We start from the raw sequence: 13,347 nt of genomic DNA, 5'->3' as shown, positions 1-13,347 counted from the left end.
CCTTTGAAAGTATGGAACATAAATTCTCATTTCGTAACGGCAATTGATATCACTAAGATTGATTAATTACGTTTCGAGTTTGATAACTGTGACGTCGGTATATCGGTGTGAAGTATGCTAAGGTGCGCTCGGTAGGAACGTAACGAGGGATGCATGAACCGATACCGCCAATTGGCTGAGCTGTTTAAAACTCAGATCCAGCAAAATACATGGAGAGCAGGAGAAAAGCTGCCATCTGTTCGTGTAACGAGTCGCAGCCATTCAGTCAGTACTGGGACAGTATTGCAAGCTTATCAATTGCTAGAATCTCAAGGTTGGGTGACGGCAAAACCGCAGTCGGGGTACTTTGTTACCGCTGATCTCGAACGATTGGAAGTTTCAACGTCAGAAAGTCATCCGCTGCGAGTGTCGGTTAATGATGAGTTGTATGATTTTCTTAAACATCAAGCGTCACCAGAGGCGACAAAACTTGGCTCTGCTTTTCCCGAACCGACTTTGTTTCCGTTAGACGCATTAAACCGCAACCTTGCCAGCTCTGGGCGGAAAATGGGGCCAGACACCTTGCTGGATAATCTTCCCCCGGGTAGCGAGTCACTCCGCCGCTTGATTGCTCAGCGCTATATTCAGCAGGGCATGAACTTAACTCATGATGACATTGTGATTACCTCGGGAGCGTTAGAAGCGCTCAACCTTAGCCTGCAAGCTGTTACTCAACCCGGCGATATTGTAGTCGTTGAGTCACCGACTTTTTATGGTGCGCTACAAGCTATTGAACGACTCGGTTTGAAGGCGATAGAAGTTCACGTGGATGCTAAACAGGGCCATTCATTAACTCAATTAGAAAGTCTGTTTGAGCAGCACGATGTGAAAGCATGTTGGCTCATGACCAACTTCCACAATCCGACAGGCACATCGCTTAGTGATGAGGAAAAACATCGTGTTGTCGATCTCGCTAATCAGCACGATGTGTATCTCATCGAAGATGATGTATATGCTGAGCTGTACTTTGGTGAGAAGAAGCCAATGTCACTTAAAAGCTTTGATACTCAAGAGCGAGTGCTCCACTGTGGTTCATTATCAAAAAGCCTTTGTCCAGGTTATCGTTTAGGTTGGGTCATCAATAAACGCTTCAATGAGCCGATTCAAAAGTTGCAATTGATGTCGACTTTGTCCGGCAGCGCTCCTATTCAACAAGGCGTGGCGCATTACCTCCAAAATGATAGTTACGATAACCATCTAAGAAAGCTGCGTAAAACGCTCCAACAGCGCCAACAACGATTTATTGCTCTTCTTGAACAGCATCTTCCCACGCAAGTTGATTTCTATGTACCGCAAGGTGGGTATTTTCTGTGGTTGACACTGCCAAAAGGCATCAGTAGCAAAGCGCTCTATCACGCGTTGCTTGCTGAACAGGTGACCATTGCTCACGGCAAGTTGTTCTCCTTGGATGCACAGTTTGAAAACTGTCTGCGGCTTAATACCTCTTTAGCGATGGATGAGCACGTTGAACAAGCCATTCGCAAATTGAGTGATTTACTTCGCTAATGGAACTGTTTGATCTTTTTTCGGCCTAACTGTATCAGGACCGTTTGGAAAAGCTGTGTTTCACTCTTCCACAGAGTCATCGATAAGGAGGAGTGACAATGAAAAAGCCGTTGATAAAACACGAATTGAGACTCATCGCCGTTGCCATTTTTAGCGCATTTTTACTCGTGTTTGCGCATCTTATTTTGGCGAAGTCTTTCTCTCATATGGCGTGGACAGAATACACCGCCGCCGTTATCCCTTTTATTATGTTTGGTTTGTGCGTATTGGGTGTTAAGTACGCCGCTCATGCAGATAAAGATGAGGGTAACGACTCATAAAAGACATAACTACAACTAGGAATAAAGTGAATGAAGAATTCAATCTTGCTTGCACTATCTATGTTCACGTTCGGTTGCGCTGCTAATCAGGACGTTGAACCTAAATCGGTCACTCTGATTTATGATCAATCTAAATTGACGGCAGAGATCCAAGCCGATAATCATTTTGAGGCTCATGTAGACAATGAGAAAGAGCGCATCGATTTATCGGGGACGGTGAAAAAGCTTCATCCCGACTATCAGTTAGATGTCTCGGTGATTAAAGCCAGCAAGATTAAACACGCAACAAATCAGATCAACACGTCGTTGGTCATTAAGCAGAGAGACCTTGAAAAACCGGTTCTGATTGGCGGAGTCTATGATCATACGGTAGTGACTGATGAGAATGACAATGTGGAGGTAACAGAGTCTGCAAGCATTATGAGCGTAAAGTTGAGCCAATAGCGAAGAGTATACGAATAAACATTACGCGCAGTATTTGCCTTAATCAGCACAAAATAAAAGACCTCCACAAGGGAGGTCTTTTTTGATTCGATATCACGAAGACTTGGTTAAAAGCACTAAAGCGTGATTAGAAGTTCGCAGAGCGAGGTGTGCGTGGGAATGGGATCACGTCACGAACGTTGCCCATACCTGTTACGTAAGAAACTAGACGCTCGAAGCCTAGACCGAAGCCTGCGTGTGGCACTGTGCCGTAACGACGTAGGTCGCGGTACCAGTTCATGTGCTCTGGATCGATGCCGATTTCACGCATACGCTCATCTAGAATGTCTAGACGCTCTTCACGTTGAGAACCACCGATGATTTCGCCGATGCCAGGTGCAAGAACGTCCATCGCAGCTACCGTTTTACCATCGTCATTTAGACGCATGTAGAATGCTTTGATGTCTTTCGGGTAGTTCTTAACGATTACAGGCGCTTTGAAGTGTTCTTCAGCAAGGAAACGCTCGTGCTCAGAAGACATGTCGATACCCCACTCAACAGGGAATTCGAACTCACGACCAGAATCAAGAAGGATTTGGATTGCGTCAGTGTAGTCTACTTGAGCGAAATCAGAAGAAACGAATTTCTCAAGACGAGTGATTGCTTCTTTGTCGATACGTTGAGCGAAGAACTCTAGGTCATCACGACACTCTTCTAGTGCTGCTTTAAACACGTACTTAAGCATGTCTTCAGATAGTTTCGCAATGTCGTTTAGATCCGCGAATGCTACTTCAGGCTCAACCATCCAGAATTCAGCTAGATGGCGGCTAGTGTTTGAGTTTTCAGCGCGGAAAGTAGGGCCGAATGTGTAAACTTTGCTTAGTGCACAAGCGTAAGCTTCACCGTTAAGCTGACCAGATACCGTTAGGAACGTTTCTTTACCGAAGAAATCTTCGTTGTAGTCTACTTTGCCTTCTTCAGTGCGAGGTAGGTTTTCCATGTCTAGCGTAGAAACGCGGAACATTTCACCAGCACCTTCAGCATCTGAAGCAGTGATCAGTGGCGCAGATACCCAGAAGTATCCTTGCTCGTGGTAGAAGCGGTGGATCGCTTGTGATAGACAGTTACGTACACGTGCTACTGCACCGATTACGTTTGTGCGCGGACGTAGGTGCGCTACTTCACGTAGGTACTCGATAGAGTGACGAGTTTTTGCCATTGGGTAAGTGTCAGCATCTTCAACCCAGCCAACTACTTTTACGTTAGTTGCTGCTAGCTCGAAGTCTTGACCTTTCGCAGGAGACTCAACAATCTTACCAGTTACTTCAACAGAACAGCCTGTAGTTAGCTTAAGAACTTCGTCGTCGTAATTATTAAGATTATTAGGGACCACGGCCTGAATCGGGTCGAAACAAGAGCCGTCATAAATGGCAAGGAAAGAGATTCCAGCTTTGGAATCACGACGTGAACGGATCCAGCCACGAACAGTTACTTCACTGTCTACTGCTAGCTGACCTTTCAAAACGTCTGATACAGGCGCGTAAGTCATGTTTTCAATATTCTCCATTGAGGTAAAAATTCAACTCAACACTTAAAAGTGCCTGTCTCTAAACAAAATTGTGCAAAAAACAAGCGAAGTGTTGAGCTGGATAGAATTTTTTAGATTCAACGAAACATATTACCTGTCAAATCGTCAGCTTCAACCTTTATATTCATTTTGAAGGAGAGATTTTTCTTATTTCCGAGTCCTTTGTTCCTCTGACAGGGTAAATTGGTTAAGTAATGACTCCAAACGCTCAGAAAGATGCTCTAAATCAACACTGATTTCGCGAGTATGGGACGCCGATTGCGAGGTGTCATCCGCGTGTAAGGTAATCGTATCGACTTTGCTTTGGATATGTTTGCTCACATTTGACGTGGTTTGAGTTTGTTGTTGGATGTTTTCGGCGTGTTTTAATACCTGATGCATTTCACCCACCACATTGCGCATGGTCTCTGACAAGTTTTCTACATCGACAGAGCGCTGGTGGGCAAACTGACACACGTTGTCGACGGAGGTGAGTGATTCTTCACTGCCTTGCTGGAACTGAGAAATAATGTTCTCAATATTGCTGGTGGCTTCTGCTGTGCGAGAGGCAAGATTTCGCACTTCATCGGCAACAACAGCAAAACCACGACCTTGATCACCGGCGCGAGCCGCCTCTATTGCTGCGTTTAGGGCAAGTAGGTTCGTCTGTTCGGCTATGCCTTTGATAACGCCAAGTATCGAGGACACTTCTTCCGTTTGCTGATTCAAGGTTGCTATCTTCTCACGGACCTTGTCGATATCTATTACTAGGCTCTTGATGTCTTCACTTACATGATGCGCTTGGCCTGCGCTGGTGGTGGCGACATCAACGGTATGATTAACCAAGGTAGTGGCATCGATAGTCGCTTGCTCTACGACATCTTGTTGCTCCAGCATGCCGCTAATATTAGTTTGCACCTCATTGGTTTCGACCTGCTGATTGTCTGCCGCTTCATCGGTAGATTGGGCAACATCAGTGAGCCTCCCTGCAGAACCAGCCAGAGAATGGGAGGTATCTCGCACACGCTCTAAGCTCTCTGATACGGTATCCATAAAGGAATTAATAGAATCAGAAAGTTGGCCCACTTCATCACGCTGTTTGCATTCAAGTCGTTTGGATAAGTCTTTACTTGCACTGACGTTAGACATAAAACGCGATGTATTTTGAATCGGGCGAACGATGATTTTACGAATTAACCCCATCGTAATGAGGAAGCCAACAAACGCAATCACGGACATGATCCCCATAGCGAACATCGCTTGCTTGTTAATTAGGGAGTTCACATGGTTCATGTTGTACTCAAGTCGAATCGCACCTAGCACTTCACCTTCAGGAGCAATATGGCAGGCAACGCAATTGGTGCCGCGATAGTTTTCACTCGATTTCATTGGTAGTGCTACGACCAAACCTTTACCCCAGTCAGCACTGATAGGCTCAATCACTAACTCTCCATTGAGCGCACGTTGGTCAATATCATCCACTGGCTTTTGATTGGCATCGCCAGGCCCATAAAATTTGGAAACCGCGTCGGCGCGCAAGACGCGTACTTGCTCGATGCCTTCTTGGGCTAAGGCTTTTTGTCGCAATGTTTCTTTCTGTGCCATGGTGCCTGTCAGCATCATCATGTTGAGGCTGTCGAAGTAGTTGCTGGCTTTATCATGCAGTTGTTCACTCAGTACGTTATTGATCAACGTTTTTTGTTGATAGTACTGATAGCCCGTCGACACCGCGAGTACACACGTGAACACCGCGATAAGAGCAAGTAGGAGTTTGAAAGTAATGGTTGAGCGCATATTTTTATAAGTGTTATTGGAACGAACGCCACAATATTAAGGGGTTAGCGATGCATCAGCGATAAGTTGCCTGAATGAATGTGACCCCAAACAGAGTGGGGTTATGTAAATGTGATGTAAGTGGCGTGTAATCAATAGTTTGGCGTTGTGCCAAAAAGGCGACGATCAGAGAAATTTAGTGAGAGTTCGCATTTGTTTTTATCGTTAACCGTCCGTTAACCATGCATTGGATATTCTTAGCGCCGTACTCTCCGAGTCTTACATCTCAGGGTGAGGGAGAGTGCTTTACTAGCCAATCACCCTGTTTCATTTTCCTAAACCATTTTCTGGAACCTCCGGATTTGGCAATCTTCGTTACCCTCGAGGATTGCCCTTTTTTTCATTCACTTTTAATCTCGTTATGGTTAAACGTTTTCCCTCTCTTTAGCCTATTGATAAAGGTTGTCATTAAAGGGTGAATTCCTTAGTATTGCGTGTCTTTTTAAAGCCTGAGAATCAAGATGAAAACAGAATTGTACAAAGAGTTTATGTTCGAAGCGGCACACCACTTGCCACACGTACCAGAAGGTCACAAGTGTGGACGCTTACACGGGCACTCTTTCCTTGTTCGTCTTTATGTAGAAGGTGAAGTAGACCCACATACGGGTTGGGTTGTTGATTTCGCAGAGATCAAAGCGGCATTCAAACCAATCTACAACCGTTTAGACCACTACTACTTGAATGATATTGAAGGTCTAGAAAACCCGACTAGTGAAGTATTAGCAAAATGGATTTGGCAACAACTTAAGCCAAGTCTTCCTCTATTGAGCAAAGTAGAGATCAAAGAAACTTGTACAGCGGGTTGTATCTACAAGGGCGAGTAAGCTCCCTTAGCATTCCTATTAGAAAGGCAAGCCAGACGGCTTGCCTTTTCTTTATCTGTTGATCTAGAACCAGTCTCTGTTTAGTAAGGCCATATGGTTTAATAAAAGTAAATCGTTTAACCAGACCAAATGGTTTTAATGAGACTTAACGCCGAGAGTGTAAAGAGCGCTAATAACCTATGCCATTGCGAAGCGCAAACTGCACCAAATCTGCATGGCTGTCGAGTTCTAACATATCTAACAGTCGATATTTGTGCGACTCGATGGTTCGGGGGCTGAGGTTTAACTCGGTCGCTATCTCTTTTGCCGATAAGCCTTTTGCCAATAACCCCAACACATCGCATTGACGATGACTTAAACGCAGCATGCGATGGTTTTCTTTATCGGTTTTCATGTCCGGGCGATGTAGGCTGCGATGCAACTTTGAGTGTTGCCAAAAGGAGAGCCACATATGGGAGATGAACGTAACCTGTTCAATCTGGCTTTGTGTTAAGCCGCATCCTTTACTACCGAATAAAGTGAAGGATAGGCCTCCCCAGCGCTGTCCAAACTGGACCAGTGGGATGGTGTAATGGCAGCAAGCCCCTTGTGCGGAAAGCATGCGTAAGACGATAACGTCACTGTTGGCGAGTTTGTCTTTATCGAAGATTTGAATCTCTTCAGAATTACCAATCAGGCGTAGGTAACGCTCGCCATCTTCCACACCCACTTGCTCAGCGGTCAGTACTTTGTGCGGGGCTCGCGCAACGGAAAGGGTTTTACCTTGATTGAAGAAAAGCATGGAGTTTGGGAACATTGTCATGCGGTCGATCTCAAACCAATTCATGGCTTCAAGCATGAATTGTTCAAGTTGGCTTTGGCATTCATCTGCATGAGAGGATGTCAGGCTCTTCGCTTGACGAATCATGAGTGCTTCAAAACTGGTTTCGGTCGTTTTACCTATATCGCTGCCCATAAAATCTGGCTCATCTTATCATTTTTTATAAATGCAGTATTTTTACTCTACATCCTGTTCATATCATTCTGCAAAATGGCGCCTGCATTATTTCGAGGTTTGTGGAATAACATACACTATATCCATTTAATCTCAAGGAGAGAGTTCAAGCACGTATGCGCAAAGGGCTCCACTGCGTGGATATCAGTTTTTTATTATAGTTTAGGTGAATGGTGAGTAAGCCTCAGTCTATTGGGCATTATTCGGAGAGGTTTGAATGAAAATGATGAAACTGCGTTACCGCGCAGGCTCATACAGTATGTGGGTTGAAGTTGTCGTTTCGACTTTTGTGGCTAACGAACTAGCGAAAGAGTATTTAAGCTACGGTTGGCAAGCAGAAGTGATGGCAGTGTGACCGGGTTAATGAGTTAATTAGTGAATAGGCAGGCTTACAAAGAACCTGCCTATTTTCGTTTAAGGGGTAAATCAGCCTAATGCATGGCGCAAGATCAGCGCTTTTCCACTCTCTTCATAAATGCTTTTCAGGGTGTTCTCAAAGCCCGCCGATTCAAATAGCTTGATGCCGACTCTATTGTGGCTCGCGACAGTCGCGCAAATAGAACTGCTTTCTGCATCAATTGCATAGCCATACATCATCAACTTTTTCAGCGTTGCGGTACCCACGCCTTGTTCTTGAAAACGCTTGTCGATCATGATGTAGCTTAATCCAAGCTCATGCCGTTTTGCGAACGGCGCATGCTGAGAAAAACCTTTATCAATAACAAGGTAGCCTACCGTTAAGTAATCGTGGAATATGGTGTAAAACACTTCCGACTTGGTGCGTTTTTGGTAAGCCTGTTCAAATGGTTTAAAAAATCCTTTTTGGTCTTCTTGCACGTCCAGTTGCATCAAGCTGGCAAAATCTTTCAACTTGGCAGGTTTAATGGCGATCATGACCTAAATCGATTCAGGGCGGTAAAACAATACCGCCATTATAGTTGTGGACATTAAGAGTACGCAATCTGGTTATGTACAGATTATTGTCAATAAATAGAAGAGGCTAGCGGCAGAGAGGGTAATAGAAGCCCTGGTGAATGTGTGCCCCCAATGTCGTCAATAAATGTGCGCATTCTGCGGTTTCAACACCTTCCACAATCACGGTGCAATGATAAGTATGCCCCATGGCGATAAGTTGGCGCAGCGTCTCAACCTTTTTGTCATCTTGCTTTAGGTTCATCACAAACAAACGGTCAATCTTAAGGTAGTTGGGTGTGATATGGCTAATAAGCTCAACGTTGTTATTGCCGGTACCAAAGTCATCGATGCTGATCTTACACCCAATCTCTTTGAGCTTATTGATGTTGTCAAAGATCTCTCGTGTGTAATACATCGAGGCATTTTCGGTGATCTCAATGGTCAATAGCGAGCAGTCGAGTTGGCTAAGCTGTCGATATAGACGAGCGAAGTTACGGCCCTCAAGTAGGGAAGGGCAGACATTGATGCTCAATGGCGCAAGTAAGGATTTTGAATCTGCGTAGATGGTTTTGATGACCAGTAGAGTGTGGTTCAGCAATAAGCCGTTGGCTATCAGGCTCTCAATAAAGCGCTGGGTATTTTTAACCTTAAAGCGAGACAGCACTTCGTAGTGGATGTTTTGTCGGTTTGAAGTATTGTGAATCGGTTCAAGTTTGAGGTTGAACTGGCGGATGGTCCACATATAAGCCATGAGCGCTCGCAGCTCTTTATGCCTCACCATAAGCATTAATATAAAGCTCAAAATCAAGATACTCGAAATGGGGCCAGAGACATAATAGATCTCTTTGTAACCATTGTCGTTGACGTTGTAGAGAAACGAATCGCCTTTCGTATCGCCTATCTCTAGCGCGGTGCCAGTGTTAGTACACACTTTCATCCCAGACAAAAACATCTGCGACATATGGCTTTCAATATTGTTTGATAGGTTGATGTTTTTGACACGAACCAACACCTCAGCACCATTAAATGAAAATGAGTGAGTGGTGTAACTCTCATTGTTTAACCAGTTTTTACTATCCTTCTGATTAACCGGAACCACGGCCTCAGGGGTGACCAAGCAGCGGATATTGTGCTTATCGGTCATTAATGCCGATTCAACCAACTGTATATTGTCGAACAAGCCTCGCAATTGTGCTTCGTGCTGAAAACAGCTGCGTTCAGCCAAATCTTGCGCAAAGTTCATCGCATCATCGAAATAATTCTGCCTTACGATGGTGCTTATCGTGTAAAAGCAAATCGCGATGTACAGCGCGATGGCAATCAGGAGAAAGAACAACACATTGAGATATAAGAGTCGGCTTCGCAAACAGATACCCGTCGCCATTCTTAGGCTATGTATCGCTTGTTGGTGAATTCTTGCTTGCTGAAGAAGTCCGTCTTTTTGGGCATGTTGGCTATCGTAAGGCACAAAATATCCCTTTCGGTGTATGTTTTCGATAAGAGACTTTTGGGTCTCGATATGGTTCTTTGTCAGTTGCCTGAACTTTTTTCTGATCGATGCAACAGCGTTTTTAAACCCATTTTCCGGCAACATCAGGTGATGTTGCGCTGACAACTTCTTTTCGATTTTCCTCTGGCTTATAGGTGCATTTAAGCTTCCAAAAGCGGCAATGGTACTAAGGATTAAATATTCGATTCTGTTGACGGGAATAGAAGAGTGAATGGAGTTATTGAGCTGTAGTGAAAGTTCTTTTTCGGTCAGGCAAACGCAGATTTGGTTTCCAAGTTCAAACCTAATCATGTGTTAGAGCGCTCCAGGATTAATTTTTGAATACGTTATCAATATTGCGATGGCAGGTATGTGACCTTCTACGGGCATATCCTAAACTTCTGGATATAGTGACTATTTTAGATTTTTTTATAAAGCTCAATCTAGAGAGAAATTTTCCTAGAACATTTCCTAGAGCAATGTAGAGATGAAAAAAAGCCCGAGCATCAGCTCGGGCTTTAGAATCAGAGAGAGGAGAGGGGATTAGCAGATAACTTTTACTGCTAGGCCGCCCTGAGATGTCTCACGGTATTTTGCGTTCATGTCTTTACCAGTCTCTAGCATGGTCTCGATAACCTTATCTAGAGAAACAGTTGGAGCAGAAGAACGACGTAGAGCCATACGAGTTGAGTTGATCGCTTTTACTGCTGCGATACCGTTACGCTCAATACATGGAACCTGCACCTGACCTGCAACTGGGTCACACGTTAGACCTAGGTTGTGCTCCATTGCGATTTCAGCCGCCATACACACTTGCTCTGGGCTACCACCCATCAGCTCAGCAAGGCCCGCTGCCGCCATAGAACACGCTACGCCAACTTCACCCTGACAACCAACTTCAGCACCAGAGATAGACGCGTTACGCTTGTAAAGACCACCGATTGCGCCAGAAGCCGCAAAGTAACGGATGTAATCTTTTTCAGTCACAGTTTGGATGAACTTATCGTAGTAAGCCAGTACCGCAGGGATGATGCCACACGCACCGTTTGTTGGTGCTGTCACAACGCGACCACCTGCTGCGTTCTCTTCGTTTACTGCGAAAGCAAACATGTTTACCCAGTCAACAACCGACATTGGATCGTTTGTTGTCTTTTCAGAAGTAAGCAGTTGCTGACGAAGTGCTGCTGCACGACGAGGAACACGTAGTGGACCTGGCAGAATACCTTCTTCGTTCATACCGCGATCCATACACTCACGCATTGTGCGCCAGATGTTTGCGAAGTATGTACGAGTCTCTTCATCAGAGTGCAGAGAGTGTTCGTTTTTCATCACTAGTGCGCTGATAGAAAGACCGCTTTCTTTACACTGGTGAACAAGCTCTTCTGCTGTTGTGTATTCGTAAGGAACCTTGATTGGGTTCTCTACTTCTTTACCGAAGTTCTCTTCATCAACGATGAAGCCGCCGCCGATAGAGTAGTAAGTCTTTGAGTACACTTTTTCGTCTTCGATCCACGCGTGGATCTGCATGCCGTTTTCGTGAAGCTCAAGGTTAGTAGTATGGAAGTTCATACCACCATCTTTCGGGAACGATACTGTGTGACAGTGCATGCCAACAGGTAGGCGCTCAGTTTCTTCTACGCGAGCGATAAAGCCCGGAATAGAGTCGATATCTACTTTCTCAGGGGAGTTGCCTGCAAGACCCATGATGATTGCGATATCCGTGTGGTGACCTTTCCCTGTCAGTGATAGTGAACCATAAACGTCAACGGTGATCTTAGTGATCTCGCGCAATTTTCCCATTGAGCGTAAATCATCAATAAATTCTTTACCCGCTTTCATTGGACCTACAGTGTGTGAGCTTGAAGGACCAACGCCGATCTTATAGATGTCAAAAACACTAATCATATCGATTACCTCAGAACAAAGCCTCCCAAGGGGAGTTGGGAGGCTTTTTATTATCGTTATATTCTTGAATTAATCACGCTTTATAGAGAGCGGTGATTAAAGAGCGCCGTAGATTACAGAACTAATTGCCGCAAGACCACAGATTGCTGTGAAAATCTGTACAGGTGCTGAAGTTTTGTACTTCGCCATCGCAGGAACTTTGTTCATCGCGAATACAGGCATCAAGAATAGGATTGCAGCGATCATCGGTGCACCCATTGTTTCAATCATGCCTAGGATGCTTGGGTTAACGATAGCAACGATCCAAGTAGTCACTACGATGAAGATTAGTGATGCTTTTTCAATCTTGCTCTTAGGAGTCTCAGAGCGAGATTTGATTAGACCAACTAGACCTTCGTGTGCGCCTAGGAAGTGGCCGAAGTAGCTAGAAGTGATTGCTGCGAACGCTACTAGAGGACCCATGTAAGAGATAAGTGGAGACTCGTGAACGTTAGCTAGGTAAGACAATACTGAGATGTTTTGCTCTTGCGCAGTTGCTAGTTGCTCTGGAGATAGAGAAAGCACTACAGAGAATACGAAGAACATAACAAAGCCCATTAGCATCATCGCTGCACCGCCAGTGATCGCGTCAGTTTTCTTAACTGCGTCATCACCGTATACACGACGTTGTTCTTTAGAGAACTGAGAGATGATTGGGCTGTGGTTGAATGAGAATACGATGATTGGAATTGCTAGCCAAACGATTGAAGGCATTTCGCCCCAGTTTGGAGACACTTCCATCATTGACGTATTCCAGTCAGGAATTAGGTAGAAAGAAAGCGCTAGTAGGATGAATACTAGAGGGTAAACCATTGCTGATGTTGCTTTCAGCATTAGCTCTTTACCGAATACTACACCCGCAGTCATAGCAGCGATTAACGCGCCAGAAAGTAGCCAGCGAGGGATAGATTCCATACCCATTTGGTTAACTAGGAAAGAGTCAACCGTGTTTGTGATACCAACACCGTAGATTAGTACGATTGGGTAGATAGCGAAGAAGTAGGCAAAAGTAATAAGGTTTGCGCCAGTTTTACCGAAGTGCTCTTCTACTGTGTCAGTGATATCCGCTTCAGGGTTTTTCGCAGAAAGTACGAAACGAGCTAGAGATTTGTGTGCGAACCAAGTCATTGGTGCCGCGATTAGAGCTAGGATAACTAATGGCCAGAAACCGCCAGCACCTGCTTTAATTGGAAGGAAAAGTACACCTGCACCTACTGCTGTACCAAATAGGGACAAACACCAGGTGAAGTCTTTGTAAGAAAACTTACTAGACGATTGTGCGGTTGAAGCCGCAGAAGTAGTTGTATTCATTTTTGAGTTACTCATTTTGGGAACAGGAAATAAGTCGGGAGCAATTTTGCAGGATTTTGCATTCTCGAAATTAGATCTAAATCATGTATTGCTCGAGCTTATCGAATGATATGTCAAAAACCTGCTTTTTATCACGAAAATGGCGTGCTACACGTGATTATTGTTAATGCTTGAGATTAGAA

At 44.7% G+C, this 13,347-nt stretch carries 12 protein-coding genes; 5 read left to right on the top strand and 7 right to left on the bottom strand.

The features are described from left to right. The first annotated feature begins 153 nt into the window (after nucleotides 1–153). From KIO97_RS02110 to KIO97_RS02100, 3 genes are all read left to right on the top strand, one after another. Complete coding sequence (locus KIO97_RS02110) at nucleotides 154–1,545, top strand: PLP-dependent aminotransferase family protein (protein ID WP_285380778.1); 1,392 nt, start codon at nucleotides 154–156, stop codon at nucleotides 1,543–1,545. Between the two features lie 98 nt (nucleotides 1,546–1,643). Beyond that, on the top strand, nucleotides 1,644–1,865 hold the full coding sequence (locus KIO97_RS02105) for a hypothetical protein (RefSeq protein ID WP_005429738.1): 222 nt from the start codon (nucleotides 1,644–1,646) through the stop codon (nucleotides 1,863–1,865). Between the two features lie 30 nt (nucleotides 1,866–1,895). Further along, on the top strand, nucleotides 1,896–2,309 hold the full coding sequence (locus KIO97_RS02100; protein ID WP_050906359.1) for a hypothetical protein: 414 nt from the start codon (nucleotides 1,896–1,898) through the stop codon (nucleotides 2,307–2,309). A gap of 127 nt (nucleotides 2,310–2,436) precedes the next feature. On the opposite strand, the gene asnS is transcribed toward KIO97_RS02100, so the two are convergent. Beyond that, on the bottom strand, nucleotides 2,437–3,837 hold the full coding sequence (gene asnS, locus KIO97_RS02095; protein WP_005530375.1) for an asparagine--tRNA ligase: 1,401 nt from the start codon (nucleotides 3,835–3,837) through the stop codon (nucleotides 2,437–2,439). Nucleotides 3,838–4,023: 186 nt separating this feature from the next. Continuing rightward, complete coding sequence (locus KIO97_RS02090; RefSeq protein ID WP_285380775.1) at nucleotides 4,024–5,649, bottom strand: methyl-accepting chemotaxis protein; 1,626 nt, start codon at nucleotides 5,647–5,649, stop codon at nucleotides 4,024–4,026. Between the two features lie 500 nt (nucleotides 5,650–6,149). On the opposite strand from KIO97_RS02090, the gene queD reads away from it, so the two are divergent. Beyond that, entirely contained in the window at nucleotides 6,150–6,512 is a 363-nt protein-coding gene (gene queD, locus KIO97_RS02085) for a 6-carboxytetrahydropterin synthase QueD (RefSeq protein ID WP_005376896.1), read from the top strand. Nucleotides 6,513–6,681: 169 nt separating this feature from the next. Here queD and KIO97_RS02080 read toward each other — a convergent pair whose 3' ends face one another. After that, nucleotides 6,682–7,467: a response regulator transcription factor gene (locus KIO97_RS02080; protein ID WP_285380773.1), complete on the bottom strand. Its 786-nt coding sequence runs from the start codon at nucleotides 7,465–7,467 to the stop codon at nucleotides 6,682–6,684. Between the two features lie 256 nt (nucleotides 7,468–7,723). On the opposite strand from KIO97_RS02080, the gene KIO97_RS02075 reads away from it, so the two are divergent. Continuing rightward, nucleotides 7,724–7,861 carry a hypothetical protein gene (locus KIO97_RS02075; protein ID WP_005534756.1) on the top strand — a complete coding sequence of 46 codons (138 nt, stop codon included), beginning with the start codon at nucleotides 7,724–7,726 and terminating at the stop codon, nucleotides 7,859–7,861. A gap of 71 nt (nucleotides 7,862–7,932) precedes the next feature. On the opposite strand, the gene KIO97_RS02070 is transcribed toward KIO97_RS02075, so the two are convergent. The 4 genes from KIO97_RS02070 to KIO97_RS02055 form a co-directional block, all read right to left on the bottom strand. Next, nucleotides 7,933–8,400, bottom strand: a complete 468-nt coding sequence (locus KIO97_RS02070; protein WP_285380771.1) for a GNAT family N-acetyltransferase — start codon at nucleotides 8,398–8,400, stop codon at nucleotides 7,933–7,935. 106 nt (nucleotides 8,401–8,506) lie between these two features. Further along, nucleotides 8,507–10,222, bottom strand: a complete 1,716-nt coding sequence (locus KIO97_RS02065; protein WP_285380769.1) for an EAL domain-containing protein — start codon at nucleotides 10,220–10,222, stop codon at nucleotides 8,507–8,509. Nucleotides 10,223–10,453: 231 nt separating this feature from the next. Continuing rightward, entirely contained in the window at nucleotides 10,454–11,815 is a 1,362-nt protein-coding gene (locus tag KIO97_RS02060; RefSeq protein WP_285380767.1) for an L-serine ammonia-lyase, read from the bottom strand. A 96-nt stretch (nucleotides 11,816–11,911) separates the two neighbouring features. After that, on the bottom strand, nucleotides 11,912–13,165 hold the full coding sequence (locus KIO97_RS02055) for an aromatic amino acid transport family protein (protein ID WP_045421426.1): 1,254 nt from the start codon (nucleotides 13,163–13,165) through the stop codon (nucleotides 11,912–11,914). Nucleotides 13,166–13,347: the final 182 nt, after the last annotated feature.

The sequence above is a fragment of the Vibrio sp. B181a genome (genome assembly GCF_030248375.1).
GTDB lineage: Bacteria > Pseudomonadota > Gammaproteobacteria > Enterobacterales > Vibrionaceae > Vibrio > Vibrio campbellii.
The sequence above is the reverse complement of the archived record's forward strand: the minus strand, read 5'-3'. Positions and strand labels throughout refer to the sequence as shown.

Coding starts and splice junctions, on each gene's coding strand:
- KIO97_RS02110 (WP_285380778.1), top strand. CDS start 154: ATGAACCGATACCGCCAATTGGCTGAGCTGTTTAAAACTCAGATCCAG.
- KIO97_RS02105 (WP_005429738.1), top strand. CDS start 1,644: ATGAAAAAGCCGTTGATAAAACACGAATTGAGACTCATCGCCGTTGCC.
- KIO97_RS02100 (WP_050906359.1), top strand. CDS start 1,896: ATGAAGAATTCAATCTTGCTTGCACTATCTATGTTCACGTTCGGTTGC.
- asnS (WP_005530375.1), bottom strand. CDS start 3,837: ATGACTTACGCGCCTGTATCAGACGTTTTGAAAGGTCAGCTAGCAGTA.
- KIO97_RS02090 (WP_285380775.1), bottom strand. CDS start 5,649: ATGCGCTCAACCATTACTTTCAAACTCCTACTTGCTCTTATCGCGGTG.
- queD (WP_005376896.1), top strand. CDS start 6,150: ATGAAAACAGAATTGTACAAAGAGTTTATGTTCGAAGCGGCACACCAC.
- KIO97_RS02080 (WP_285380773.1), bottom strand. CDS start 7,467: ATGGGCAGCGATATAGGTAAAACGACCGAAACCAGTTTTGAAGCACTC.
- KIO97_RS02075 (WP_005534756.1), top strand. CDS start 7,724: ATGAAAATGATGAAACTGCGTTACCGCGCAGGCTCATACAGTATGTGG.
- KIO97_RS02070 (WP_285380771.1), bottom strand. CDS start 8,400: ATGATCGCCATTAAACCTGCCAAGTTGAAAGATTTTGCCAGCTTGATG.
- KIO97_RS02065 (WP_285380769.1), bottom strand. CDS start 10,222: ATGATTAGGTTTGAACTTGGAAACCAAATCTGCGTTTGCCTGACCGAA.
- KIO97_RS02060 (WP_285380767.1), bottom strand. CDS start 11,815: ATGATTAGTGTTTTTGACATCTATAAGATCGGCGTTGGTCCTTCAAGC.
- KIO97_RS02055 (WP_045421426.1), bottom strand. CDS start 13,165: ATGAATACAACTACTTCTGCGGCTTCAACCGCACAATCGTCTAGTAAG.